The following is a 26,628-nucleotide window of genomic DNA, read 5'->3' on the forward strand; positions in this document are numbered from 1 at the left end:
AGGATCTTTCTTTCCTAAAATATGGGAAATAATTATGAATATCGGTCAAATAGGTCGTCCATTTAATTGGATTCGCTCCAAAGGTTGGATTCAATTATTTACTTTGTTGTTTATTGCTTTATTCAGCCGATTAGCTTTGGCTGAAACTATCGAAAACCAAGCTGCTCATGATATGACTGGTGTTTTTGGTTTTCTATTCTCTTACATTGCTCACAATCCTTTTGTTTTTCTTTTCTTAAGTATCGCCATTGGCTATCCCTTAGGAAAAGTCACAATTAAAGGCGTTAATTTAGGCTCAACAGCAGGCACTCTAGTGGTTGGTGTCGCTATTGCCTTACCTGCGTTTTCTATTTATGGCTTACATATTAATGCGCCGGGATTAGTCTCAGACATATTCTTGATGATGTTCATGTATGCAATTGGTATGAAAGTGGGACCTCAATTCTTCTCTGGTTTGGCACGAGGTGGTTTAGATTTTGTTGTTATTGGACTTATTGTCGTTTTCAGTAATTTTCTTATCGTCTTCTTTGGTTCTAAATTATTAGATTTAGCACCGGGTTATGCTGCGGGGATCATTTCAGGAAGTTATACAGTAACTGCTGTTATGGGAGTGGCTCAATCTGCGATTAATTCAGGAGCCGTTAAAGCCCCAGCAGGTATGACACTTGATCAGATAAGTGCCAATATCGCCGCAGGTTATGCGATCAGTTATATTTTATCTAGTGTATTTATTATCCTACTTATTAAATATCTGCCAGCTATGTTTGGTGTTGATCCGGTTAAAGCTGGTAAAGACGCCGAAGCTGAATTTGGTGCCGGTGGGGACACAGAGGCGTTACCAAGTACCAATGGTTTCTCGAATTTAGGTGTGCTTCCTTTGGATATTCGAGCCTATCGTGTTGATCACCAAGAGTTGGTTGGTCAAAAGGTGGAAACGTTATTTCATCGTTACCCTCATGCTGCCATTCTTAAAGTCGTTCGTGGTGACGATGTCTTTGAAGCCTCTGATAATCCAACACTTCAACTTGGTGATGTTATTGGTATTCGTGGCGACTATCATGTTTTGATCGAAGGAGGAGAATCAACGGTTGGTGTTGAGATAGATGAACCAAGAGCACGTAATGTTGATATCGAAGTGGCGGATATTCATTTAGGTAAATCTGAATATACGGGTAAAACAATAGAAGAAATTAGCAAAGAAGTCGGTTTTGGTATTTATATGAAGGCCTTATTTAGACAAGGGCATCAACTTCCTATTTTACCTCAAACTGTCGTTGAAATTGGTGATGTCATTCGTGTTGCTGGATCAGACTGGTGTGTTAAACAAGCGGGTAAGAAACTGAACAGTAACCCAATTGTGGAGAGTACATTAACAGAGACCTTTTATTTGGCGCTTTCTCTATTGATTGGCTACGTATGTGGCCACTTTAGCGTTACGCTAGGAGGGATCCCATTTGCTTTAGGTACATCAGCAGGTTGTATGTTAACAGGGATCATATTCTCATTCTTACGTACTCGTAATCCAGCTTTTGGTGGACCTATGAGTGAAGGAGCTCGTAGCTTCTTACAAGATATCGGTTTGAGTCTTTTTGTTGCGGTATTGGCCGCGACCGTGGGCCCTAAGATATTAGCGTCTTTCCAAGGTATTGTTGTGATTAAGATTGCAGGTTTGGGGTTAGTTGCAGCTCTACTTCCACCATTATTGGCGTGGATTTATGGTTTATACGTTAGAAAAATGAACCCTGCAATTTTGGCTGGTGCATGTGCAGGTGGACGTAATAGCACACCTGCAATGAAAGGCGCTCAAGATGAATGCCAAAGCGATATGCCTGCAGTAGGCTACCCTGTTCCCTATGCATTAACATCAATGATTGTTCTTGTACTCGGTTATTTAGCGATGGTGCTGTATTAATTTAGCTTAATTATTTATCCCAGTAGGGCTCGTTACCAAAATATTCACTTAAAAAGTCAATTAACATTCGAACTTTTCGAGGCAGGTAGCGGGTCTCTGGATAAACGGCATAGGCCTTGATAGAGTTAAAGCGATAATCGGTCATTATTGGTATTAGGGAACCATTTGCTAACTCTTCCCAAACAATAAATTTGGGTGTGAATAATACACCATGCCCAGATACCGCCATTGTTTTTAGAAAGTCCCCATTATTTGCGATGCAAAAGCTTTCCATCGGAACGGTCATTGTTTTGTTTTTGTTATCTATTAATTCAACACCTGACAGCGGTTGCTGACTGTATCTTAATAATTTATGAGACTTTAGATCACTAGGTGTTGTGATATGACCATGTTTCGCTAGGTAATCTGGGCTTACACATAATACATGATGGATAGGGGCGAGTGGTTTTGCTCGCAAAGTAGAATTACTCAAAGAGCCAATTCGAATCGCTAAATCAACGCCATCTTCAACCAAATCTATTTTTTTATCTGAAAAATCGATATCTAATTTTAAATCTGGATGTAACTTTGCAAAATTGTCGAGGGCAGGGACGAGGTGTTTGAGTCCAAAAGTTAATGGAACAGCTAACTTTAATACACCATTTAATTTGCTGTTAGTTGATGCTATATGACAATGTAAATCGTCCACTTCATCTAAAATTAATTTACATTTATTCAAATAAACTTGGCCTGCTTCAGTCAAACTTGATGTTCGGGTTGTTCGATTAAGTAGTTTCACTCCGAGTTGTTGCTCTAACTCACTAAGACGTTTACTGATGGCTGATTTGGCAAGATTAAGACGTTCTGCTGCTCTGGTAATACTGCCAGTTTCAACGACTGTTATAAAAATGCGCATGTTTTCTAATTGTCCCATAACCATTCCCTTACCTAGTTATTGTTCTTTAAATGAGAACAGTGTTTCCTCAGTATTGCTATTTATTAACATTTCTTCAATGACTATTCTTTATATCAAGCGATGAGACATGAATGATTTATGTCTAATTTAATGTATGAAAAGGAAAAATTATGGACAAATTACAACAACTGGCAGCACCAACAGGGCGTTTCTTTTTATCTCTAATATTTGTTACATCGGGCTTAAGTAAAATTGCACAATATGAAGGGACACAAGGTTATATGGAAGCGATGGGTGTACCCGGAGCGTTACTACCATTGGTTATTTTAACCGAAGTTGTTGGTGGTTTAGCGGTGATGTTAGGTTGGAAAACGAGATATGCAGCCTTTGCATTGGCAGGTTTTAGTGCATTATCTGCGTTACTTTTTCATGCTGATTTTTCTAATCAATCAGAAATGACCAGCTTTATGAAAAATATTGCCTTAGCGGGTGGTTTCTTAATGATATTTTCGCAAGGTGCGGGATCGTATGCGCTAGATAACCTTAAGAAAAGCGAGTCATAGGAGGTTTATATGTCTGAAGTAATGCAAAAAAACAGAACCGTTTTACAAACCATTTCTGGAGTCGAAACATCAGATGGTGATGGTGTAAAACTCACACGAATTATTGGTACACAAGAGTTAGACGTGCTGGATCCTTTTTTATTGCTGGATTGTTTTGAAAGTCACGATGCTTCAGATTATATCGGCGGTTTTCCAACGCATCCACACAGAGGGTTTGAAACTGTCAGCTATCTACTAAATGGTAAAATGCGTCATAAAGACAGTGCTGGGCATGAAGGCGTAGTTGAATCTGGTGGTGTGCAATGGATGACTGCTGGGAAAGGGGTACTGCATTCAGAAATGCCCGAACAGGAAGAAGGCTTACTTAAGGGATTTCAATTGTGGGTGAATTTACCAAAAGCATCAAAAATGATTGAACCTGCTTATCAAGAGTTCCCACCAGAAACGACACCTTTAGAAAAGCGGGATAATGGTACTGAGATACGAGTTATTGCCGGTACGACAAATTTAGGTACTAAAGGTCCAGTGAATAATACTCATGTTTATCCTACGTATATGGATATCAATATGCCTAGAGGGCAAATGTTAGAACAAAGTCTACCGTTTGAGCACAATGCTTTTATTTATGTTATTGAAGGTAATGTGGGTATTAAGAGTGATGATAATCAAGTTCAAACTGTTGATATGCGGACACTCGCAGTACTTGGTAAAGGTCAGAAAGTTTCACTTGTTGCTGATGACTCTTCAGCTCGATTTTTACTTGTTGCAGGTAAGCCATTAAATGAACCTATTGCTCGAGGTGGTCCGTTTGTAATGAATACTCGTGCAGAACTATTACAAGCATTTGATGACTTTAACCAAGGTCGGTTTCATTAAAATTGAAAAGCCATATTAAGATATACTCTACGGCTTTATTTTTTTCTTCGTTTTTTAGGTCTTTTCTTGTTAAGAACTTTATTTAATAGTTGTATTTGTTCTTCAGAGAGAGGGTATTTATCCATCATTTGATTTTGAGCACTTAATAGTATTGTTTTTTCCCAAGGCTTAAATACATCAAACTCAAGTAGGATTGCGTCATTGATTTTTATGAAAAGCTCATAATCGTTCATAAGGCTCCTTATTGTTGAGAAGAACCATAACATAAGAAATGTATAGATGAACGTTTTATAGCAACCTAAATGAATTGCGGCTCATTTTGTTGATAAAAAGCCTTCTAGTTTCAATAACCAGAAGGCTGTTATTTAAATATTATTTTCTATTTCACTTCTTCAAAGTTTGGAAGCAAGGTTTTTGGGTCTTCAGCAACAAAAGCTTTTTGCGGTGAATACGCTCTAAAGTAAACAAACCAACCTTCTTTTTCGTTAGTTTGAACCCAATTTGCCTCAGCAACATCTTTAGGTTTCTTTGGAGAGAAGTGTAAGGTGATTGAGCCGTCTTTATTATAGACCGATCCTTTGATATTGGAGCCTACATCAGCACGACCTAAATCATTTTCAATTATGGCTCTATTTTCAACATTATAAACGGTTATCGTCCAGAACAAGTCAGCATACATATCAGGATTTTTGATGGTTAATTTATAATGTTTTCCACCATCCAAACCATGCTCTTTTGCACCAGAGTAATAATTATCTAAATATACTTGTCCCCAGCCACCATTATCCATACCGTGCATAGCAATATCATTGGTTACGGCTTCATAAAACCATGCTGCTCGTCCATCTAAATCCATGCCATTATTTCGGTCTTGGTTAGGTGTTGAGGCTGTTGCTATTTCCCAAGGATTGCCTTTAGGACCGTATTCTGCGTGATCAAGGCGGCCTGTTTTATTAAAGTCGATATTTTTTGTCATTGCTTCACCAACGACAGCGGCTTCTTTTAATAATGATTGCTGTTTTTGGGTTGGTGTAAATGGTTTTCCTTTTTCAATGCCTAAAGGGCGTAGCATATCCATCATCATACGATCTCGTTCTTGAACGGGATTCGCTTGGATAGCTTGGTTAACCACTTCCCAGAATTCCATGCCTCGTGGTTGTTTATGGTCAATACCGCGTTTTACGTGATAAATTCCTTTGTTTGTTAATGGTTTGCCATTTATATCGGTAATTCCTTTCTGGATACTATTCATCATAGCTGAACGTACTTTTGCATCTTTGTTCATTAAACGCACACCAAAAAAGAAGTCATTGGTATCCATTGCGATTAATGTTGCATCATCTGCTTTTGGTGCTGCATCTTCGGCTTTGTAAATGACATATTTTCCAGGTTTAGTCATTTGTTCTTTACCAATTTGCCACATGTTATGAACGGCACCACGTAATTGAGTATCAGGGAGATTAATCACAATTGGTCCATTATTTAAGTTCATATAACCAATTAAATAAGGCGTTGAAGTGTTATAAGTTAAGCCTCCTAATTTAGACTCGTAGTCTGCTTGGTAAACGAGTTGGCCATTTTCTGTTCCCCAAGTTTGGTAGTGATCGTTTTTCCATTTATAGAAACTGACGATCGGGGTTGCCCAAATATATCCTTGTACAGCACGTTGATAATCTTGTTCATCAAACAGTTTTTGTGATGTTTCAGTCGTTGGCACACCGTGCTCAAACCCATTTTCAAACGTGAGTTGGCCACTGCGTGTTTCTAGAGTTTCATACCCCCCAGATGGAAGGTAATCATTAGCGAATGTAGTGAAACTTATTGTGCCTAGCATTAAAGCGATGAGTGTTTTTTTCATGTGTTTATCCTATTGAATCTGTTGGTTATTTCACGCAGTTAATTTTTTCAAATTCGCCTGGGACCCAAGAACCATCAAATAAACTTTGTTGAGGACCATAGAAACGGATCAAAGAGAACCAGCTGTCATTATCAAATTGCAACCAGTTATTTTTAGCTAATTGCACATTTTCTGGCGCGGTAGGGCCAAAGAATAATGTGACAGAATCATCGCTGTTTTTGATTGGATTATCCCGATCACCTAATGATGGCCACTGATGATTTTCTACATTTACTCCTGCAGCCGTTGCCGCATCATAAGCGGTGACCGACCAGAATAAGCTAGCAGGTACATCTGCAGGGATGCGTAAAGAGTAATTACAAGAACCAATTAACGGATTAAGATCTTTATCTTTATATGCGCCAGCGTATTTAGCTCCTGCACCTATTTTGGCGTTAATCATTCCTGAGGACATAGAGTAATGGTTAGTGTACATATGAGTGATAGCATCAACATTGGTGTAACCGGTTTTTATATTGTGATAATAAGGGTCTGATAGCGCATGATATTGATTCCCTTTGTCAGTTAATGCGTGGGCGACCCACGATGGCGCTTCTTTCCAAAACCATGTGTCACCAGTGGTTTTACTTGATTTCTCATCAAAGTTAAGAGCAATCTCTTTGCTAATTTTCCAACCAGTTTGAGCTGCCTTTGTTAGCATCTTTTTTTGGCTTTCAGTTGGTGTGAATTCAACGCCTTTGCTTATTCCGATTGCAGCCATAACACCGTTCATATATGGATCAAATGTAGCTAACTCCATATTTTGAACGGCTCTGTTTAATGTATCATAGAATCGATAATCGTTATCCCAAATGGATTTAGAAGGAACATCAGAAACATTAAAGAATTCCATTGATTCAGCACTGCCATTTAATGGATATACTTTGATTTCCTTTACTCGATTAACCGCAGGCTCAAGGTTGTTCATGTCTTTAAAGAAAGAGCGAAGGAATAAGAATACTTCAGAGGTATTTGATTCATAAATAAAGTATTTATCCGCTAGCTGTGCGTAATCTTCGCGCTTTTTATTTGGCGGTAAAATGAGAAACTTCGCCGCTTTACCTTTGTCAGGACCGGCATTGCCAATATCACCTAAATATTGTCCACTCGGTTGGTTTTTATCTAATGGACCACGTAATGGATGGTGGTACATATCATCCATTAATGATTGTAAACCTGCGGGATGTTCTATAATTAAAGGACCGGTTTCTTTCATATCTAGCCAACCCATTGCATAAATAACATCTGAGTTTGGTGTAGTTATTAATGAATTAGGTTTTAAACGATCTTGATAAATGGCTATTTTATTATAGGCAGTTCCCCCCATTAGATCTGCGTGACCTTCTTGCATCGCTTTCATATTTACAATAGGCAAAGCCCATTGATATAACATGGATGCACGCTGAAAATAGCTTTCATTTTGAAGAATTTCTTGACTGATTTGTGTCGGGAATCCACCGTTCATTTCTAAGTTAGCCAATGTGGAATATCTATCTGACATAGAAGATACGGCATCAGGTGAACTGCTTGCAGCTGCATTACACGTGATAGCGAAAATTGATATAGCAAGTAAGGTTCTTTTCATGTGTACTCCAATATAAGGCAAAGGTATTTGCTCAACTGAATTACATTGTTGTTTATTTTTGATAACCTAGATAATGAATTGAAGGGATATGAGATATATCATTTAGTCATCATTGGTGGCGTGATTCGTTTATGGTACTAATTTGGATAAGTAAGTAGGACAAAATGAAGCATAAAGTTCATCAGCTGGATCTTAATTTACTCAAAGTGTTTACGGTTTTATTAGAAGTTCGTAATACACGAAAAGCATCTGAACGTTTGTTTTTAAGCCAACCCGGTGTCAGTAGGGCACTTGCTCGATTAAGAGATTTCTTTGAAGATGAATTGTTTATACGCAGTCATTATGGCTTAACGCCAACCCCTAAGGCATTAGAGATCGGAGATAATATTGCGCCTGCAATGACTTTACTTTTTTCTGCTTTAGAGCCATCAGATGAATTTGATAGTTCGCAGTTAGAGGGAAGAATAAATATCGCGATGAATGGCTTTATTGCACCGTCCATTGCTTCTAATTTGTGTGGCATTATTTTAGAAAAAGCCCCAAATGTTGAGGTGGTGTTTTCTAATTGGGACAGAGCAACACCTGAAAATATTTTGCATGATCAAATACAGTTAGGTTTAAATTATTTTCCATTAGAGATTTCAAAACAGCTTTCTCAGTCGGTACTGACCATTGATCGTTTTGTATTAATTGGACGTAAAGAACACCCACTAATTACGGGTGAGGAAAGCTTTGAAAATGCAACTCAATTAGATATTGCTACACTTGTTATTCCAAATTGGAATGAGCATAAAGCTTATGTGATTAATTCATTAAAATCATTAAATAAAGAATGTCGTATGAGATTGAGAAGCAGCTACCTTGATGTCATCCTAAATTCAATACAGCGAACGGATATGTTTTTTCCATGCTCAGAATCATTAGCAAATACCTTAGGTAGTGACTTTCAGAAACTACTATTGCCAGATGATGTTATTCAACCGGGTGGAGAAATAGGGCTTGTTGTAGCGAGTAAAAACCGCAGGACTCCTTTAATTAAATGGTTAAAAGAGTGTACACAAGAAGCAGCTGCTGAGATTAAGTAATTTATTAAAACTTATAATTTAAACCCGTAGATATAATGTATTCAGAGTTATCGTAGAAAGTGATATTTGATTGTTCTGCACCATATCCAGCAAAAGCAACGAGCGACCAATCTTTCCAATCCATTATGTTTTTGTATTCATAAGCAGCAAACAAACTGAGTTTATTATTTTCACGTGTTTTATTATAAATCGGATTTGTCGATTCATATTGACGCTGAGCATAACCGGCAGTTAATACAATTTGATGTCTTTGCATTAATTTAAATACGCTGAGTTCTACACCATATTGGTCGTATGAATTTGCTTTGCCATCGGCAGAAGAAGATTGATAAATAATCGATGGCATAACAAGTATGGTTCTGCTTAGTGGTTGTCTATATTGTCCTTTTAAATAAATCGTATTAGCGTCGCGTTTGAGTTCATCGATAACCGTGTCGGTATCAACTTCCTTTGTTGCAAAGGCACTATCAAGGCTAAAGTTTGAACCTGCAATGTTCTTTAATTGAAAACGAAATGCATTGCCTGATTCATCTGTTTTTGTTCTAGATTGATTGACTAAATATGGGTTTTCCCACGTCTCACTTGACATAATAGTTGGAAGAATTGCGATATCCATGATCATTCTAGATTCAAATTGATATCTGTATCCTACCTCTAACACAACAATACCCGTTGCTACATCCTGACGGCTTGTACCTGTATATGCTTGCTGATTTAGTGCATCACCAAAGGTGTAAGTGATGCTTCCAAGTGGGAAAGCAAGAAAACTATCTTCAGATGTTGGTTTCTGATTGCTAGACGAAATGGTATCACTACCTTCAGTATTGAAGTTAGAGGTCGATGAAGCAAAGCCTGCGGTAATCGCTATTTCACCACTGACGCCTTCTTGATCTGCAAGTTGAGCCATTGCTGGAGATGCTGTTACACATAACATAAGCGATAACTTACGTAAATTCATGAATAGTCAACCCTAATGTTATTGTTATTTAATTAACTATATTGAAACAGTAACGCAGAGATATATCAACAAAGAAGTCGCAGTAAAAATTATAAACTTTGTTTATATTGCTTTGGAGTAGCGGCAACAACACTTTTAAAATTGCGATGGAAGTGACTTTGATCGGTAAAACCAAGATCTGTCGCAATGGATGCAATGTTTTCCCCATTTTTTAATAAGGCTTTAGCTTTATTTATCCGCATTACAATTTGGTAAGCATGAGGTGTAATTCCGTATTGTTTTCTAAATGAATGAATAAGATAGAAGTCACTTAGCCCTGATACTTCAGCTATTTCAGAAATAGAAATATTTTTATCAAAGTTATCTGAGATATATTGATATGCACAATCAATTGCTTTTTTAGAAATGACATTAAGAGAAGGGTTATTGGTGTCTTTTAAAATTAATTCAGAAAAAAAATTGAGGGCGGTTTGCTCAACTTTTATGGTGGATTCATCTTCGATGAGGGTATGAGCCAAAGATTGAAAACCTCGATAAATGAAAGGACAATCAGTATGGGTTATTTGAAAAGGTCTGAATGTATTGTTGTTATCATTTAATATTTGGAATTGTAATTTTGCAATCCACTCTGGTTCTACGTAGAGCATTTTATAACTCCAATTGGTTCCTTTCTGTGGGTTACAGGAGTGAACTTCTTCTGGGTTAACAATTACCGTAGAACCAGGGGATATCGTTTGTTTTTTATTTTGATTGAAATACTCACTAATCCCGCTATCTACTACACCAATTGAAAACTCTTGATGTGTATGTTTTTTATAGCAAGCATTTGAATTATTTGAATAACGTAACTCAAATGGAAGAATCGATGATCTTAAAAAGTGAGGTTCAGAATTAGCCAACATAACGTCCATTATTATTTTGATATAAAGAATACATACACTACTGTTAGTGCGAGTAACCCTCCCATAATACGATTAAACAATTTATAGTGGATAGGGTGTTCGAGGTACTTTCCAATGGTAAGACCTAATAAGGCCCAAGTTGATATACAGCAGTAACATACGATAAAAAATATCACACTAAATGCCCCGAGGTCTTCGAGAGGAATCACACCGTTACTAGAAAATACGGTCACACCCGACAAAGACACAATCCAAGCTTTGGGATTTAACCATTGGCATAACAATCCTTGGAACAGAGTAGGAGCTGCATTTTTTTTCGTATCATCTTGTTCAGTTTTTCCACTTGTCGCAACCTTATAAGCCAAATAAAGTAAGAAAACACTGCCGAGATAATTAAGCACTTTCGTTGCGGTATGAGAATCATCGAAAGCTTGTATTAATCCTAAACCTAAAATAATAAGAATAGACACAAACCCAATAGTAGCGCCAAAAATATGAGGAATAGTCCTTACATAACCGTGATTTGCCCCAGTAATGGTTGCCAGAATATTTACAGGTCCAGGGGAGAGTGAAGTAACCAAGGCGAACATCGCCATAGCAAGAAATAAAGTCATCATTTGTCCTTAAAATTCAGTGACCTCACCGGTTCCATCAATGAAACGGTGCTCTTGTAAATCAACAATTTTGTAGCGTTTTGCTTTGATTTTCCCTTCTTTACAATATCCTGCTTTGGCTTCCCAAAAGCCCGAGTTAAATTCGGTGGTGAAGTGTAATTCAGAAAGGCATTTAACCCCTTTATATCGATAGAGTGAAAAGTCGATTAGTCGGAGAGGGTATCCTTCTTCAAGACTTAATGGCTCTCCATCTACATCCCAAACCAACATCGCTCGATTTGTTATGGCTTGTGAATAAGACAGTGTCGAATCGTACTGTCCTTTATCTGTACCAAAGCTTAATTGCTTTAAAAAATGGCCAGTGTATTTGTTCGGATCGATGTCGAGATATTTCATTACATCAGACAGTAGTACACCAGTCCATGTGCGACGAATACTCCAATTACATACGCACACAACACGGCGATTCTCAGTGATTGGTGCTATGTTTTTAAGTTCATCTAATGTGATTTCTAACGGTTTACTTGCATTAGGTAAAAAGACTTTTAATACCTTGGGTGCATTTTCATGCGTTTCTTGTGGCCCTTCTTGATAATATCTTAGAGACGACGGTTTTTTTTCAATAAAAGGGGTCTTTTCAAACTGTTCCATACAACCTCACAACCTACTCTGTAATGTTTTTTACACAACGGAAACCAACAATATTGTCTCTTACTGTTGGAGGATAATTATCTCTGCTGGTACTGCGCATATAATTTTCATCGTGTAAGCCTGAACCGCCTCTCACAACATGATCAAATGAGATGTCTAAAATACAAAGTGGATCAACATGGTTATCATCCCATGCATAATTCGGTAAATAATTGTCTAAACACCACTCTGCAAGGTTTCCTCCCATATCGATACAACCAAAAGGGGACCGATTTTGAGGGTGGGCGTCCCAATCTGTTGAGCTTCGATTAAATTCAACTGGTTCACAATCGGGAGCGAAATTCGCGATATTTAAATCAGGTTCTGTATTTCCCCAAGGATACATACGGTTATCATTTCCTTTTGCCGCGTATTCCCATTGCGATTCAGTTGGAAGCTCTTTACCAACAAAACAAGCAAAAGCTTGAGCTTCATGCCAACTGATCCCAGTGACTGGTTTTTTATCCCCATTCCAATTGGGGTCATTCCAGTATAAAGGTTTAGTAATATTGTGTTCTTGAATAAATTTAAATCCTGTCGTTGACCAATAACTAGGATCTGTATAGCCACCTTGCTCAATAAATACACGATAATCTTTATTTAATACAGGGTGTATATCCATAAAGAATGGAGAAAGTGAGATGGTTTTTATTGGTTGCTCATCAGAACTTAAAATCGACCCTCTTTGGTAAGGTTGACCTGAAATTAGTACCATATTATTCATTATACTCATCTTATTAACCCCAGGTTTCCTGTGTGTTTATTGATGATTTTTTTTGTGCCATAAACAGCAATACCAAGGTATTCAATATCTTCAGGTTTTGTTGCGGCAAGTTTTTCTGAATAGTCTTGGTAGTTTTTGGTTGTTTGCGCCACATTAGAAAAATCAATTAATGTGGCTTCTTCTTTTAAAGATGCTCTTATTTCTTTTATTTTATGAGAAGAGCTTGCCAATATAGGGATTGGAATCGATGTGATCCCTGTGTGGATCTCCCCATTTTTATTGACGTTATCAGCACCAATCAGTTCCGGATGCAATTTACCTAGCGATAATGTTAGAACGGCCGCGGTATTCGCAATTAACCCTTGTGGCAGAGCTTTATCTATTACGAGTACACATTTGTGGTTGTCCATTTAGCCTCTTCCTTTTGACGTTGTTGATTTTTTATAAAAAGTGCCCATGTCATATTTATTGTTAGGGGCGCGGAAATTTTCTTTAATTGGTATAGGGCGATTGAATCAGAGTTAACAAGACAGCAATCAGAATGTCCTTCAGCAACATGAATAGCAGCTTGACTAGTTGACGTTGAAAGACGGATGTTAAAGCGAGCGTTTGATAAATCGATAACACTTGGGTTGGCTGTTTTTATCAAGTCATCTAAGCGAGAAAGTGGCGCATGATGTGTATCTATATTGATGACTTCGTTATTGTTTACTTTTTGCTGTAGTGCATTTATGTCTTTACAGCAAAGATGATAAGCAGGGGGAGAGAAAAAGAAGGAACCAGAAAGTAATGTCTTTGGGTTCATATAGAAAAAGTCAGTTTTTTGATATGCATTTGCAACCAATAAGGCAGCGCTATCGGTTAACTCCACATAATCTGACGCTTCTTCGAATGTATCGAAAAGCAGTATTTTTAATGGTCGGTTGATAAGAGTAGAAAAATAGTTGGCGGCGGCTTCACTGCTCGAACTCTTAGGACCAAGCGTAGCAACCGTGCTGATATCGTTATTATCTCTAAGCCAAAAATAATTTTGATCCATCATTCTGTACTAATCCATTTGTATTTTTTATTAGATTAATTCAATGAGATAGAGTGATATTGTACAAAATTGCTTTTTGAATTTAATTATTAATACATAGTGAAGGAAATGATTGTTTTTACATTGCATTAACACTTGGTTCGATAATACGTGTATTGTTGAATTTTACAGTAATGAGGAAAAAGGAAAGTCTCTCATGTTTAAGTTTATTACGGGTATAGTCGTTGCTTTTGTTAGTTTTAATACCTTGTCTGCACCAATGCTTAAGCCTCTTCAATTTGAAGAAGTCACGACCAATATTTTTTTGGTTAAGTCATTTCGAGAATTTAAAAATTTAAAAAGTCCGGATAACCCAATTATTATTGATGCTAACTCATTGATTTATATAGATGGTAAAGATGCGTATCTCATTGATACTCCATGGAATGCTGAAAATATGCCTCAATTGATGACATGGATTGAAAACAGAGATTTAACGCTTAAAAAAACAGTATTTACACATTTTCATGAAGATCAAACGGGTGGTTTAGAATATTTGCAAGAACATGGGTTTGATACTTATGCTACAAAATTAACCAATACACTGCTTGTTAGAGATAATAAAAAAGCGGCAAATCATGAGTTAGACGCTCAGGAATCTGTTTTATTGGATAATAAAATTGAGGTTTTTTATCCGGGACCAGGACATTCAAAAGATAACTCTGTTGTGTGGTTTCCTAAAGAAAAAGTGTTATTAGGTGGATGCCTAATGCGAGCGAATGAGGTGAACACCATTGGCTGGACAGGCGATGCAGACCTCGCTCAATGGGCTCAATCAGCCAAAAATGTGTTAATAAAATACCCTGAAACTAAATTGGTTATTCCTGGGCACGGAGATATCGGGAAAGGGACTAGTGTAATTTCTCATACTGTCAATATTGCTGAAAGTTTGTAAAATCTGTCTATTTACATCTTCTTTTTGTAACATGCTAGTTTTATTGAAAATATAAAGCTCTGTTTGATAAAGCTCAAGCAGGGCTTTTTTATATTAAAATAACTTTTAAAGCTGAAGATAAAGGCAGATACTTCGACTCTTGTTAACCACTGTTGTCTATAAACAGTGTTCATCGTTATAAAAGAGAAAAACATGAAAGTAGTAAAAAAAGGGTTGCGAGCTGTTGCGATATTAGAGGCTTGTAAAGGTATAGCATCTCTATTGGTTGGATTTGGTTTGCATGTTCTTGCTGGTCATAATATGCGTCAACTTGCTGAAAATATCGTTAGTCGTTTACATTTGAATCCGGCAGGGCACCTTCCTAGTATTTTTATTCATGCTGCTAGCGGATTAACCGATGCGCGAATGGGGTTATTAGCTATTGGTGCATTAGTTTATTCTGCAATTCGGTTAGTTGAAGCTTATGGTCTATGGCAAGGTCTTGTATGGACTGAATGGTTTGCTTTGGTTAGCGGAGCGATTTATTTACCTTTTGAAATTTATGAAATGATTTTTCATACAAATTTATTAGGTATTGGTGTCTTTTTTATTAACGTATTTATTGTGGCTTATATGGCATATGCGCTGTATAACGAAAAAAGAATGCACAGGGAACCCTCACTATAACTTTTACTCCATCGTAGTTTATATGTGCTGATATTTTACTATCCGATCATTTATATGTTCGGATAAGTATTGTTTCACACAAGTAATGATACTTAGAATGGATAATGACTAAACATATTATCCAACATGTTCTGTAATGGAAGATCACTATCTACAGTACGTGCATACGTTCTTAATCCCGCAATTTGTACCTGAACAAATTGAGCAAGTTGTTTTGTATCTTTTCCTTCCTCTATTTCTCCAATTTCTTGCGCTTGTTTTAATACCTTTTCAAACTCAGACTCCATTATCTTCAAAGAACGTTTTGCTTCAGCTAACAATTCTTCATTTTCATTTGTTAATTCAGTGACCGTTTTTACTAACATGCACATGCCACTTGGCGCACTAGAGCGTTTTTCTACAACAATGTTATGAATAAATGATTTAAGCCCCAGTAAAGGAGATTTTTGTTCCTGACAACATTGCTCTAAATGCAAAATACCAGATTGAGTGTAACGCTGTAGTGATTCTTTAAATAATCCTTCTTTGCTGCCAAAGGTGGCATAAATACTTCCTGGACGCATATCTATCACTTCTTGAAGATTACGCATTGATGTTCCATGGAATCCTTTCTCCCAATAAAGATCAACTGCTTTATCAACAACTTGTACGCGATCAAACTTCGAATTTTTAGCCATAAGAATATGCCTTTAATAACTTTCTTGAACATTTGTTCAAATATTATCTTGAACGATCGTTCAAGTCTAGTTATATTGTTTTTAGGCCAACGAAAACCAGTCGATTGTCATGCTGGTTTATTTTGTAATTAGAAGGATATCAATATGCTTAAGTTTTATTTTCATCAAACACCTAACCCAATGAAAATTGCATTGTATTTAGCTGAAACTGAATTGCCGTTTGAGTTAATGCCCGTAGATACATTAAAAGGTGAGCAGCATACAAAAGAATACCGAGCGATTAATCCAAATGGGAAAGCGCCTGCAATCGTAGATGATGGAGTTCGTGTTTTTGATTCAAGTGCGATTTTACTTTACCTATCAGAAACGAGAGGAAAGCTGGGTGGAAAAGCAGAAGACCGCGCTGAGATGCTTTCATGGCTATTATTTATCGCTTCGGGTCTAGGTCCATTTTCCGGTCAGTCGGTACATTTCCGTCATTTTGCACCTGAAAAATTACCTTATGCAATCAACCGCTATTTATCTGAAGCACAGCGTCACTATGACGTTTTGGATAAACACCTTGAAGGTCGTGAATATATTGTCGGTGATGAGTTTAGTATTGCGGATATTTCGGCATGGGGTTGGATAGATAAAGCGACGGTTGTTTTAGGTGAAGAGGGGTTAGCTCCTTACCCAAATATTCAACGTTGGTTTGATGGGATAAATAGTCGTCCTGCTGTTGAAAAAGCACGGAATATAGCAAACAACGTTGAGTTTAAATCAGAGTTTGATGAAGAGGCTAATCGTTCTCTTTATCCACAAAATTTTTCTCAAGATGGAAGTGTTAAGCACTAAATAATAAATATTTATAATCATTTTTAGGAGTCAGTATGGAACAACAATATATCCCACCTAAAGTGTGGACCTTTGATAGTGAAAGCGGTGGTGAATGGGCGAAAATTAATCGTCCGGTTTCAGGTGCTACACATCAAAAGCAGCTACCAGTAGGTAAACATGATTTACAGCTTTATTCGATGGGAACACCAAACGGACAAAAAGTGACAATCATGCTTGAAGAGTTGCTAGAGCTAGGAATAAAGAAAGCGGAATATGATGCGCATTTAATTAAAATTAGTGAAGGCGATCAATTCTCATCTGGTTTTGTTAATGTAAACCCTAACTCTAAAATTCCAGCTCTTGTTGATTCTTCTGGAGAAGTGCCAATTGAGATCTTTGAATCTGGCTCTATCTTGTTATATTTAGCTGAAAAATTTAATGCCTTTATACCAGAAGCTCCTGAAAAGCGCGTAAAAGTGATGAACTGGCTATTTTGGTTACATGGTTCTGCACCATATCTTGGTGGTGGCTTTGGGCATTTTTATGCTTATGCACCAGAGAAATTTGAATACCCAATTAACCGATTTACGATGGAAGTAAAACGTCAGTTAGATGTGTTAGATAAGCAGTTGGCTAAGAATCAATATATTGCGGGAGATGAATATACTATTGCTGATATGGCTATCTGGCCGTGGTATGGCAACTTGGTCCTTGGTTATTTATATAATGCAGAAACGTTTTTGGATGTAGATAGTTATGTTCATGTGAAACGTTGGGCAAAAATAATATTAGCGAGAATAGGTGTCCAACGTGGACGAGTGGTGAATAGAACATGGGGAGAACCATGGGAACAAGTTCCAGAGCGTCATAGTGATAAAGACATTACCGAAGTTTTAGCGCTTAAACCTGAATAATTTATGGTTACCATAATTAAGCCAAGGATTGGATATTAGGCATTAAATCCTTGGCTTTTTATATTTCATATATAGATAAGACAACTAACCATTGTTGAGATAATAATATTTTTAACTATAACAGTGTTTACAATGAGAGTTATTACTTATATATTGATTTGGTTACCACGATAAATAACTAGGAAATTTTCCATGCTTTCTCTAACAGTCCAACAATCTGCTGCTTTGTGCAAAATGATGCTCGGATCTGTGTCGCGTGTAACATCAACAATTATTGCAGTCATTCTAGTGATTATTAACTAGGCTGGCGGCACTTCCGTCAGCCGGGCTGACGGAGAATAGTCAAACTCCTTCTTATATTTTCCCAGCCAATCTGACGGTCCATAATAAAAGCTACTAGGGTATAGCCCAATAGCAAAAGAGGACTTGTACATTGAAAAAACACAACTTGCTTGCGATTGGTCTAATGACTTTTGCCATGTTTCTTGGCGCAGGGAATATCATCTTTCCTCCTTTTCTTGGTTTAGAGGCAGGAACACAATACTTACCAGCAATGTTAGGCTTTTTGCTTACAGCTGTTGGTTTACCATCTTTGACATTAATTGTATTAGGTAGATTAAGTAGCAGTGGTCAATTAACACAGGCACTACCTAAGCCATTAGCTATTACTTTTTGGGTTCTTTTGTTTACCGCAATTGGTCCTGCATTTGGTATGCCACGAGCAGTAACGGTTGCTTACGAAATGGGAATTAAGCCATTTGTTGAAGGCGATCATTTACTTATTTTCTCGGTATTATTTGTTGGTGTAACACTATTACTTGCGTTTCAACGTGGAAAGTTAGTTGATTATATTGGTAAGGTGATGACACCTTTACTTGTACTAATGTTGGCCGCTTTAGCTGTTGCAGCTATTGTCACGCCTTTAGGCGCTTTCAATACACCGAGTGCTGATTATCAATACAAAGCCGTGACGAGTGGTTTAATTCAAGGCTACATGACAATGGATGCCATTGCAGCAGTCGGTTTTGGTTGGATCATTATCAAAGCAATTCAAGATAAAGGGTGTGAGTCACCAAAAGAGATTTTCCATGCAACGCTTAAAGTAACGTTTGTTTATGCTCTTTTGATGTCTGCATGCTATTTAGCTATGGCATACGTTGGCGCTACTTCTGCTTCTATTTCAGAAGGGGCAACGAATGGTGGTGAGCTACTAACTCGTTATGTTGCAGAGATCTTTGGCCCATTAGGTCAGTATTTATTGGCTGGCATTATTATTATGGCTTGTTTAACTACTACTGTCGGTTTAACCAATGCATGCGCTGAATATTATCAACAGACATTTCGTTCACCATTTGCAGTGACTGCGATCATCGTAACGGTACTTACTGGTGTTATTGCTAACTTTGGTTTAGAGCAAATTTTAGCTATCAGCTTACCTGCCATTCTGATCCTTTGTCCGATAGCCATTGCACTTGTTTTAACCGCATTGTTTGTACCGACAACGAAACAAAATTTAGCGGCGTATGTAGCAATTGTATGTATAACGCTTGTATTTGGTAGTTTAGATGCCTTGCATATTCTTGGTTTATTACCAGAATCATTGGCTACATTGTTAAATGACTATGTACCGCTGTTTGAAGCGCACGCAAGTTGGTTCTTACCTGTATTCGCAGCCATTGCTATTAGTAAGTTATTAACAAAGAAAGCGGTGAGTGGTGATGAAGTAGACTTATCAGAAAAAGCGGTAAATCTAAAATAAACCACATTCTTTTAATTAAATAAAAAACGGGTAGTTAAAAGCTACCCGTTTTGATTTGTATTCATAATACGTATTAGATTAGAACTTGTAAGTTGCACCTGCGTAAAAAGTACCAATGTTCATTGCGTAGTCATCAGAGTAGCTGTAATGACCGTAATCCTGATATACGTTTTCTTCAATAAACATATCGCCTTCATAAGCAACACGGAAAGCCAATCCACTTAGTGCTTTTGGGGCATATTCAACACCTACACCGTAATGGAAAGATGTATTATTTTCGCTAAGTGAGTGGCCTAATACATTCGTTGATGATTCTAATGAACCTAAACCAACGATACCAAATGGGCGCCAGCCGCTATCAAATGTATAACCTAGGTTTGCAGCTAGTGAGATAGACGTTGATTCAATATCAATACCCTTAAAACCAACCGCTTTAGCAGTAGGATGGTTTACATTGATGTCACCATATTTTGTGTATTGAAGTTCAACAGCAACAATACGATTGAATTGGTAACCACCCATGAATTTAAGGGTTGAATCATCAGCATTGATAGAAGCGCCTGTGTAATCAAATGCGCCACCATCATCAAAAGTGGTTGCACCCAAGCCTGCACCTAAGTAAAAGCCGGAAATGTTATCGTTAGCATTAGAACATGCTGAAAATAATACCAATAAAAGTGCGATTTTTTTCATGGGATTCTCATTTATAAATTGGGAAGGAAAAGTAGGGGGCATTATAAGAAAGCTGCTTATAGAGTCTAAATGGAAAACTCACATTTGTTTTTTATTTGTTTTTTTATTTATTTTAACTAAAGTTGTTGAAGGTTTTTTTGTCTCAACTTGATGTTTAATAAGCATTTATTTTACTAAATAATGATATGGCTCTAAGAATTATTGATTTGTTAGTTTTTTTAGGTAGACTCCAGAGTTTTATAAATGAAGCTAATGCCTCTTATTTAAAGATGTGTTTTTTTATGTCATTTATATGAATCAATTTTTCTTCTACTTATATTTTTCACTATAAGGCTTAAATGCATAAAATAATTATTGCTAATTTAGTGTTAGAACCTGAAAGCAGAACGTTAACAAATCAGTTTGGTCACAAGGTAATGTTAAGACCACTACCTTATGAAGTGTTTAGATTATTGCTTGACCAGCAAGGGAAAAGTGTTTCTCGTGATCAACTATTTAATGTTTGCTGGGAAGGTATGGTTGTTACCGATCAGGCATTAACGAATGTTATTTCGAATTTAAGACGTAATTTAGTGCAATTAAAAGCAGAGAACGTAACGATTAAAACAGTAAGTAAAATCGGTTACTTACTTGCAATAGAACAACCAATCACAATTGTTGAAAACACGAATGAAATTGTGCCTCTAAAAAAACAATCAGAATCATCATCTGTTACCAATAAGATAAATAAAAAAGAAGCGTTTAATCGAAAAACGGCTGACGTAATATTTAAAAAATTATTGACCAAACCTTCTGTTAAATCAGTAAGTTGTTGTGTGGTATTAGTTGCGATGATTATTGTTGGTGCCGTGCACCAAAGGTACATATCAATACCGCACTTTTTAGTGAGCAATAATTATGAGCACTTTAGTGTTAATAACACGGATTTTTATTTGCTAAATAAGACAAAAGAAAAAACAGATATAGAGAAGGTCAAAACTGGTATTGAATCTTTGAATTTGGCTGAATGTAATGTAAATGTTTACATTAGGATGTATGACTCAGTATATGAGGATGATACGTACTCCTTAAAAGGATACATAGAAGCAAAAAATAATAATAGAAATGGAAACTATTCGTTAAGTCAATTTTCATATGATAATTTGCCAAACATCATTGGTGAAGCATTAAAAAGGGCGAAACTAGTATGCGATTAGTTAATTTGGTTTTACTGCTTATACTAGTGGGATTGGCATTTTATAAATTTAGCTTTAATGATACTGAGCTCGCTGGTTCTCGTTGGGCATGTAATGAATTATCTAAAAATTTCATTTCAGAACCGTATAAAAAATACCAAGAAATAACAGAGAAAGATGTACTCTATTTTGCTTCATCATCTAATTTAACTATTTTTCAAACCGGTGAGTTAGTTTTCAAAAATGGAGAGCGTCATAAGTATGAAGTTATTATTGATGCGAGCTATAAGGTTAAAAAGAACAAAATATCACTAAAGTATACAAATATAGATTGGCATTATAAACCCGCTAAATCTCCAGTTTTTGTTCAAGATTTGGATTCACTAAAAGGTTTTGAAACAGATCTTAACTATATTATTAATGACGAACAATTGTATTTTTATAATCGAAAAAAACATGAAAATACAAACTATCTTTGTTTCTCTTTATAAAGTAACAATTCACTAAATTTGGTTATTTGTTAAATAAAATAACCAAATTAGTATTTGATTTGTGTTCTCTTTGTGAAATAAAACTGCTTTAATTACAGTGATTTATCTGTTTTCGCATTAACTTAAATTAATTTGAGTGATGTGTGATCTAACACTATTTATCAAATCAATAACCCGATTATTATTCGCTCGATTTTGGAGTTTAAATTGCAGACGAATAACGTAGCAATTTAAAAATTTATTATATAAAAGCTATCATCAGGGAGATTGATATGTTTTTAATTGAGTTTTTAATCGTACTAGTATGTATTTTAATCGGTGCTCGAATTGGTGGTATCGGTTTAGGTGTTATGGGCGGTATTGGTTTAGCCATACTAAGTTTTGTTTTTGGTTTACAACCGACAAGTCCGCCTATTGATGTAATGTTGATGATCATGGCAGTAGTAGCTGCTGCTGCAGCAATGCAAGCTGCTGGTGGTCTTGAATATTTAATCAAAATTGCTTCAAATATTCTTCGTAAAAATCCTCGTCATATTACTTTTATTGCCCCTTTAGTGACGTACATGTTTACTTTCTTAGCTGGTACTGGACACGTAGCTTATTCAGTTTTACCTGTTATTGCAGAAGTAAGCCGTCGTAGTGGTATTCGCCCAGAACGTCCACTTGGAATGGCAGTAATTGCTTCTCAATTTGCAATTGTAGCGAGTCCAATTGCTGCTGCGGTTGTCGCTGTTGTTGCCTTTTTAGAGCCACAAGGAATTACTTTAGCTGATGTATTAATGGTAACGATTCCGGGCACATTCTGTGGTTTAGCACTAGCTTGCGTTATTGTTAACAAGATTGGTAAAGAGCTAAAAGACGATCCTGAATACCAACGTCGTATGCAAGATCCAACGTTCCGTAAGGAAATGGAACAAGAGGTACAAGTAGAAGAAATTGAAATTAAACCAGAAGCGAAAAAAGCGGTAGGACTATTCCTATTTGGTGCATTCGCCGTGGTTATTATGGGTGCATTCCCTGCATTACGTCCTAACTTCAATGGATCTCCAATGGGCATGGCTCATACTATTGAAATCGTAATGTTAGCAATGGCAGCTTTAATTATTTTACTATGTAAGCCTGATGGAAATGAAATAACACAAGGTTCAGTTTTCCATGCTGGTATGCGTGCTATCGTAGCGATATTTGGTATTGCGTGGTTAGGTGATACGTTTATCGCAGGCCATGACATCATGGTGAAAGAAGCGGTATCTGGCTTGGTTGAAGTCGCACCATGGACATTTGCTTTTGCACTGTTTGGTTTATCGGTAATGGTAAACAGCCAAGGTGCAACTACTGCGGTATTAGTGCCTGTAGGTATTGCATTAGGCTTACCACCAGAAGTCATTATCGCAACATTCGTTGCTGTAAATGGTTACTTCTTTATTCCTAACTATGGTCCGATTATCGCATCTATCGATTTCGACCGTACAGGCACAACTAAGATCGGTAAATACATTTTTAACCACAGCTTTATGCTTCCAGGTCTATTAAGTATGATCTTCAGCATCGTGTTCGGATTTATTTTTGCAAGTATGGTTCTATAACTGTTAATCAAAAATATAAGCACAATTTAATTAGAACAAAGGCGAGTCATAATGGCTCGCCTTTTTTTGTTTGGCTTCTTAAATGTGAAAGGATTAACATTAAGATTACATTGACTTCACATTTGTAGCGTGATTTGTTGGACTTTAATTTCACCATGAGTAATGTGAACTTGCTCATAAATGAATCTAATATAAAAACGATAGTTAGGTATTTATCTAAATAGAGTTTAATAATCAAGGAGATGATTGTGTTTAAACGTAATTTTATACTTGCTCTACTCTTTATCATTCCATCCGTTGTTAATGCTGAAAATTATACCATTGGCACCGGTGGTCAAAGTGGTATTTATTATCCATTTGGAGGTGCATTAGCGAAGGTTTGGACTGAACATGTTCCAGAAGTAACAGCAAAAGCTGAAGTGACTGCTGCATCTGTTGAAAACACCATTAAGGTTGTGCGTGGCGATATGATAGCAGGTATTGCAATGGGGAATGTAGTACTTGATGCCCATAATGGTGAGGGGAAATTTCCGAAAAAATGCCAGTTAAAACGCTTTTTGCACTATATCCAAACTTAGTTCATACCATAACTCTTGAAAAGTCTGGTATTACATCGTTATCGCAATTAAAGGGTAAACGAGTGTCTTTAGGTGCCCCTGCAAGTGGTACTGCTGTAACTTCAGCAGCTTTACTTGAGTCTTTAGGTATTGATGTGAAAAAAGACATTAAAGCGGTGTATTTAAACTACTCTGAAACGACGAATGCATTAGCAAACGGACAAATTGATGCTGGTTTTATTGTCGGTGGACAAGGAGTTGGTGCTGTAACGCAAATTGCATTAACACATAAAATAAAAGTGCTTTCAATTACACCAGAAGAAAGTGCTGTGTTTATGAAAAAGTACCCAGCCTACAGTACATACAATATTCCTGGAGGCGTATATAACAACGTTGATGAAGTGTCGACATTAAGCGTTTGGAATGTATTAGTGGTGAATGCAAAAATGAGTGATGACATGGCATATAACCTGACAAAAGCGGCATATGAAAATATAGGTGACGTTCGTAAAGTTGTAAAAATGGCTGAAATGACAACACCAGAAAATGCAAACAGTTTACAGGGTGTACCTCTTCATGCGGGAGCTCAAAAATACCTCGATTCAATCTTGAAGTAATTACACTGTTTTACTCAATATTAAATGGAAGGGTAAGAGTTCTGCTTACCTTTCTTCTTTTCTGACTTTATCCTACAGGCATTAATATGGACATTATAACTGATAAAAACCAAAGCGATGTCGATGAGTATTTACCTCATGAAAGAACAGTCACCGTATTTGGATTCTTAATTTTAAGCATTGCTGTCGCATTATCCGCTTTTCAAATATGGCAGGGAATAAGCTCGACAATCTCTGCTACTTATTTTAGGCCAATTCACTTATGTTGGGTTCTCATTCTCATTTTTTTGCATTACCCGTTAATTAATAATCGAAAGAGTTCTTTGTATTTAGCAGGGAGAGTTATCGATCTTATTTTATGTGGTTTGATTGTTTTTGCTGCTTATCGAATGACGATATTTGATTATAACGATATCAACCACCTCTTTTATGGGTTGCAATTACCCGATATGGTTGCGGGTTGTTCATTGATTATTTTATTAATGGAAGGTTGCCGTCGTACTGTTGGATGGGTAATGGTACTTATTGCTGTGTTATTTTTATCTTATAGCGCATTTGGAGATATGTTACCTGCAGGTTTCGCAATTAAATCATATACCTTACAAGAGCTTATTCAGTTTCAAATTTTTTCTGCTAACGGCATATTTGGTTCTGCATTAGGGATTGCTGCAACCACCGTTTTTGTCTTTGTTTTATTTGGAGCTTTTCTTGAGGTAACCGGGGCCGGGAAATTTTTTATTGATTTAGCCTTTTCTATTGCCGGTAAATATCGAGGTGGTCCAGCAAAAGCGGCGGTATTAGCATCGGCCGGATTAGGTTCTATTTCTGGTTCTGCAATTGCGAACACGGTAACAACCGGTTCGATCACCATTCCAATGATGAAGAAACTCGGTTATAAGCCAGAACAGGCTGCAGGAATAGAAGCCGCTGCATCAACTGGTGGGCAAATAATGCCACCAATTATGGGGGCAGGGGCATTTGTAATGGCACAATTTACCGGTGTTCCTTATAGCGAGATCATGCTTGCATCTATTGCTCCTGCAATTTTGTATTTCTTTTGTACCTTGCTCTATGTGCATTTAATGGCATGTAAACTGAATCTTAAAGCAGCAAATCGAACTGAAGCTGTAATGAGTGTTATGAAAGAGGGAGCTCATCATTTAATTCCACTAGCATTAATCACAACACTATTGATGATGGCGTATTCTCCATTATTAGTTGGCGTCGCTGGTTGTGCTGCAATTTTAGTGACCGCAGCTTTAAGAAAGCACAGCCGAATAGGTTTACAAAAATTCATTGAAGGCATGAAGAATGGAGCTTTAATGGCATTACCTATTTCAGCTGCATGTGGTGCTGCTGGGATAATTGTTGGTGTGGTTGGACAAACCGGAATTGGATTACAGTTTACTCAATTTGTTATGGATTTTTCGGGAGGTTACTTACTCATAGCTCTTGGGTTAATAAGTATTGTAGCGTTAGTACTCGGAATGGGGTTACCTGTAACCGCCGCTTATATTGTATTAGCCGTAATGGCGGTTCCGATGTTAAGTGACTTTGGTTTATCACTATTAACAGCACACCTTATTGTTTTTTGGTTATCGCAGACATCAAATGTAACGCCACCAATTGCGCTAGCTGCATTTGCTGGAGCAGGAGTTGCTAATGCTAATCCAATGAAGTCATCAGTAGAAGCATTTAAATTGGCTGGTGGTTTGTTCATTATTCCAATAATGATGGCATATACAAATCTGGTTGATTCTAGTGCAGGAGCTTGGAGTCTAACCTTATCGATTGTGCAAACATTGACGATTATTATAGCGATTGCCGTATCAATTGAAGGGTATTTATTACGTGTACTAACAACGGCTGAAAGGTTATTGGCTTTCTCTACTATTCCTTTAATTTTGTTAAATCCATTCGGTGCAGGTTTCGTTGGAATTATCATTATTGCTGGATTGATTTTGACTCAATGGCGAGGAAAACCTCAAGTAACATAATTT

The 26,628-nt window shown here is 37.0% G+C and carries 26 protein-coding genes and 1 pseudogene; 14 read left to right on the forward strand and 13 right to left on the reverse strand.

Annotated features, from left to right (window positions below; genetic code table 11):
* The first annotated feature begins 34 nt into the window (after positions 1-34).
* Positions 35-1,912: an aspartate:alanine exchanger family transporter gene (locus tag AVFI_RS05490; protein ID WP_017018209.1), complete on the forward strand. Its 1,878-nt coding sequence runs from the start codon at positions 35-37 to the stop codon at positions 1,910-1,912.
* A gap of 10 nt (positions 1,913-1,922) precedes the next feature.
* Here AVFI_RS05490 and AVFI_RS05495 read toward each other — a convergent pair whose 3' ends face one another.
* Positions 1,923-2,825, reverse strand: a complete 903-nt coding sequence (locus tag AVFI_RS05495; RefSeq protein WP_188863253.1) for a LysR family transcriptional regulator — start codon at positions 2,823-2,825, stop codon at positions 1,923-1,925.
* Between the two features lie 152 nt (positions 2,826-2,977).
* Here AVFI_RS05495 and AVFI_RS05500 point away from each other — a divergent pair, with 152 nt between their 5' ends.
* Together AVFI_RS05500 and AVFI_RS05505 are read left to right on the forward strand one after the other, a co-directional pair.
* Positions 2,978-3,370, forward strand: coding sequence for a DoxX family protein (locus AVFI_RS05500; protein WP_017018207.1), 393 nt, complete (start codon positions 2,978-2,980; stop codon positions 3,368-3,370).
* A gap of 9 nt (positions 3,371-3,379) precedes the next feature.
* On the forward strand, positions 3,380-4,246 hold the full coding sequence (locus AVFI_RS05505; protein WP_188863252.1) for a pirin family protein: 867 nt from the start codon (positions 3,380-3,382) through the stop codon (positions 4,244-4,246).
* 35 nt (positions 4,247-4,281) lie between these two features.
* On the opposite strand, the gene AVFI_RS05510 is transcribed toward AVFI_RS05505, so the two are convergent.
* From AVFI_RS05510 to AVFI_RS05520, 3 genes are all read right to left on the reverse strand, one after another.
* A complete protein-coding gene (locus tag AVFI_RS05510) occupies positions 4,282-4,479 on the reverse strand; it encodes a hypothetical protein (protein WP_188863251.1) in 198 nt (65 codons plus the stop codon).
* 146 nt (positions 4,480-4,625) lie between these two features.
* Positions 4,626-6,080: a DUF1214 domain-containing protein gene (locus AVFI_RS05515; RefSeq protein WP_236782049.1), complete on the reverse strand. Its 1,455-nt coding sequence runs from the start codon at positions 6,078-6,080 to the stop codon at positions 4,626-4,628.
* A 49-nt stretch (positions 6,081-6,129) separates the two neighbouring features.
* A complete protein-coding gene (locus AVFI_RS05520; protein WP_188863250.1) occupies positions 6,130-7,728 on the reverse strand; it encodes a DUF1254 domain-containing protein in 1,599 nt (532 codons plus the stop codon).
* A 164-nt stretch (positions 7,729-7,892) separates the two neighbouring features.
* Between AVFI_RS05520 and AVFI_RS05525 the strand changes: the two genes are divergently transcribed.
* Positions 7,893-8,813 (forward strand): LysR family transcriptional regulator, encoded by a 921-nt coding sequence (locus tag AVFI_RS05525; protein WP_188863249.1) that lies wholly within the window; start codon positions 7,893-7,895, stop codon positions 8,811-8,813.
* 4 nt (positions 8,814-8,817) lie between these two features.
* Here AVFI_RS05525 and AVFI_RS05530 read toward each other — a convergent pair whose 3' ends face one another.
* The 7 genes from AVFI_RS05530 to AVFI_RS05560 all read right to left on the reverse strand — a co-directional run bounded on the left by AVFI_RS05530 (position 8,818) and on the right by AVFI_RS05560 (position 13,743).
* Positions 8,818-9,771, reverse strand: coding sequence for a DUF2860 domain-containing protein (locus AVFI_RS05530; RefSeq protein ID WP_054775537.1), 954 nt, complete (start codon positions 9,769-9,771; stop codon positions 8,818-8,820).
* Positions 9,772-9,860: 89 nt separating this feature from the next.
* A complete protein-coding gene (locus AVFI_RS05535; protein WP_017018203.1) occupies positions 9,861-10,673 on the reverse strand; it encodes an AraC family transcriptional regulator in 813 nt (270 codons plus the stop codon).
* Positions 10,674-10,684: 11 nt separating this feature from the next.
* Entirely contained in the window at positions 10,685-11,287 is a 603-nt protein-coding gene (locus AVFI_RS05540; RefSeq protein ID WP_017018202.1) for a LysE family translocator, read from the reverse strand.
* 9 nt (positions 11,288-11,296) lie between these two features.
* Complete coding sequence (locus AVFI_RS05545) at positions 11,297-11,938, reverse strand: molybdopterin-dependent oxidoreductase (RefSeq protein WP_065597327.1); 642 nt, start codon at positions 11,936-11,938, stop codon at positions 11,297-11,299.
* A gap of 13 nt (positions 11,939-11,951) precedes the next feature.
* Positions 11,952-12,701, reverse strand: a complete 750-nt coding sequence (locus AVFI_RS05550) for a formylglycine-generating enzyme family protein (protein WP_065603461.1) — start codon at positions 12,699-12,701, stop codon at positions 11,952-11,954.
* Positions 12,702-12,706: 5 nt separating this feature from the next.
* Positions 12,707-13,111, reverse strand: a complete 405-nt coding sequence (locus tag AVFI_RS05555; protein WP_054775538.1) for a DUF2000 domain-containing protein — start codon at positions 13,109-13,111, stop codon at positions 12,707-12,709.
* Complete coding sequence (locus AVFI_RS05560; protein ID WP_017018198.1) at positions 13,084-13,743, reverse strand: hypothetical protein; 660 nt, start codon at positions 13,741-13,743, stop codon at positions 13,084-13,086. Before AVFI_RS05560 ends, AVFI_RS05555 begins: the two co-directional genes overlap by 28 nt.
* A 193-nt stretch (positions 13,744-13,936) precedes the next feature.
* On the opposite strand from AVFI_RS05560, the gene blaALI reads away from it, so the two are divergent.
* Both blaALI and AVFI_RS05570 read left to right on the forward strand, forming a co-directional pair.
* Entirely contained in the window at positions 13,937-14,674 is a 738-nt protein-coding gene (gene blaALI / locus AVFI_RS05565) for an ALI family subclass B1 metallo-beta-lactamase (RefSeq protein ID WP_065603463.1), read from the forward strand.
* Between the two features lie 192 nt (positions 14,675-14,866).
* On the forward strand, positions 14,867-15,340 hold the full coding sequence (locus AVFI_RS05570; protein ID WP_065595444.1) for a DUF2127 domain-containing protein: 474 nt from the start codon (positions 14,867-14,869) through the stop codon (positions 15,338-15,340).
* Positions 15,341-15,432: 92 nt separating this feature from the next.
* Here AVFI_RS05570 and AVFI_RS05575 read toward each other — a convergent pair whose 3' ends face one another.
* Positions 15,433-16,017, reverse strand: coding sequence for a TetR/AcrR family transcriptional regulator (locus AVFI_RS05575; protein ID WP_054775539.1), 585 nt, complete (start codon positions 16,015-16,017; stop codon positions 15,433-15,435).
* Positions 16,018-16,161: 144 nt separating this feature from the next.
* Between AVFI_RS05575 and AVFI_RS05580 the strand changes: the two genes are divergently transcribed.
* The 3 genes from AVFI_RS05580 (at position 16,162) to brnQ (ending at position 19,509) form a co-directional block, all read left to right on the forward strand.
* Positions 16,162-16,854, forward strand: a complete 693-nt coding sequence (locus AVFI_RS05580; protein ID WP_054775540.1) for a glutathione S-transferase family protein — start codon at positions 16,162-16,164, stop codon at positions 16,852-16,854.
* 35 nt (positions 16,855-16,889) lie between these two features.
* Positions 16,890-17,750: a glutathione-dependent disulfide-bond oxidoreductase gene (gene yghU / locus AVFI_RS05585; protein WP_054775541.1), complete on the forward strand. Its 861-nt coding sequence runs from the start codon at positions 16,890-16,892 to the stop codon at positions 17,748-17,750.
* 433 nt (positions 17,751-18,183) lie between these two features.
* Positions 18,184-19,509 (forward strand): branched-chain amino acid transport system II carrier protein, encoded by a 1,326-nt coding sequence (gene brnQ / locus AVFI_RS05590; protein ID WP_065603465.1) that lies wholly within the window; start codon positions 18,184-18,186, stop codon positions 19,507-19,509.
* Between the two features lie 78 nt (positions 19,510-19,587).
* On the opposite strand, the gene AVFI_RS05595 is transcribed toward brnQ, so the two are convergent.
* The gene (locus tag AVFI_RS05595; protein ID WP_017018193.1) at positions 19,588-20,202 is read right to left on the reverse strand and encodes a porin family protein; all 615 of its coding nucleotides are present in this window, start codon (positions 20,200-20,202) and stop codon (positions 19,588-19,590) included.
* 338 nt (positions 20,203-20,540) lie between these two features.
* Here AVFI_RS05595 and AVFI_RS05600 point away from each other — a divergent pair, with 338 nt between their 5' ends.
* The 5 genes and pseudogenes from AVFI_RS05600 to AVFI_RS05620 all read left to right on the forward strand — a co-directional run bounded on the left by AVFI_RS05600 (position 20,541) and on the right by AVFI_RS05620 (position 26,625).
* Entirely contained in the window at positions 20,541-21,398 is an 858-nt protein-coding gene (locus AVFI_RS05600; RefSeq protein ID WP_188863248.1) for a winged helix-turn-helix domain-containing protein, read from the forward strand.
* Positions 21,389-21,868, forward strand: coding sequence for a hypothetical protein (locus AVFI_RS05605; protein WP_054775542.1), 480 nt, complete (start codon positions 21,389-21,391; stop codon positions 21,866-21,868). The genes AVFI_RS05600 and AVFI_RS05605 overlap by 10 nt, the downstream gene beginning before the upstream one ends.
* Before the next feature lie 272 nt (positions 21,869-22,140).
* Positions 22,141-23,454, forward strand: coding sequence for an anaerobic C4-dicarboxylate transporter family protein (locus AVFI_RS05610; protein WP_011261719.1), 1,314 nt, complete (start codon positions 22,141-22,143; stop codon positions 23,452-23,454).
* 242 nt (positions 23,455-23,696) lie between these two features.
* A pseudogene (locus AVFI_RS05615) lies at positions 23,697-24,628 on the forward strand (TAXI family TRAP transporter solute-binding subunit).
* Between the two features lie 86 nt (positions 24,629-24,714).
* Positions 24,715-26,625 carry a TRAP transporter permease gene (locus tag AVFI_RS05620; RefSeq protein ID WP_011261721.1) on the forward strand — a complete coding sequence of 637 codons (1,911 nt, stop codon included), beginning with the start codon at positions 24,715-24,717 and terminating at the stop codon, positions 26,623-26,625.
* Positions 26,626-26,628: the final 3 nt, after the last annotated feature.

This window comes from Aliivibrio fischeri ATCC 7744 = JCM 18803 = DSM 507, from assembly GCF_023983475.1.
GTDB classification, from domain to species: Bacteria; Pseudomonadota; Gammaproteobacteria; order Enterobacterales; family Vibrionaceae; genus Aliivibrio; species Aliivibrio fischeri.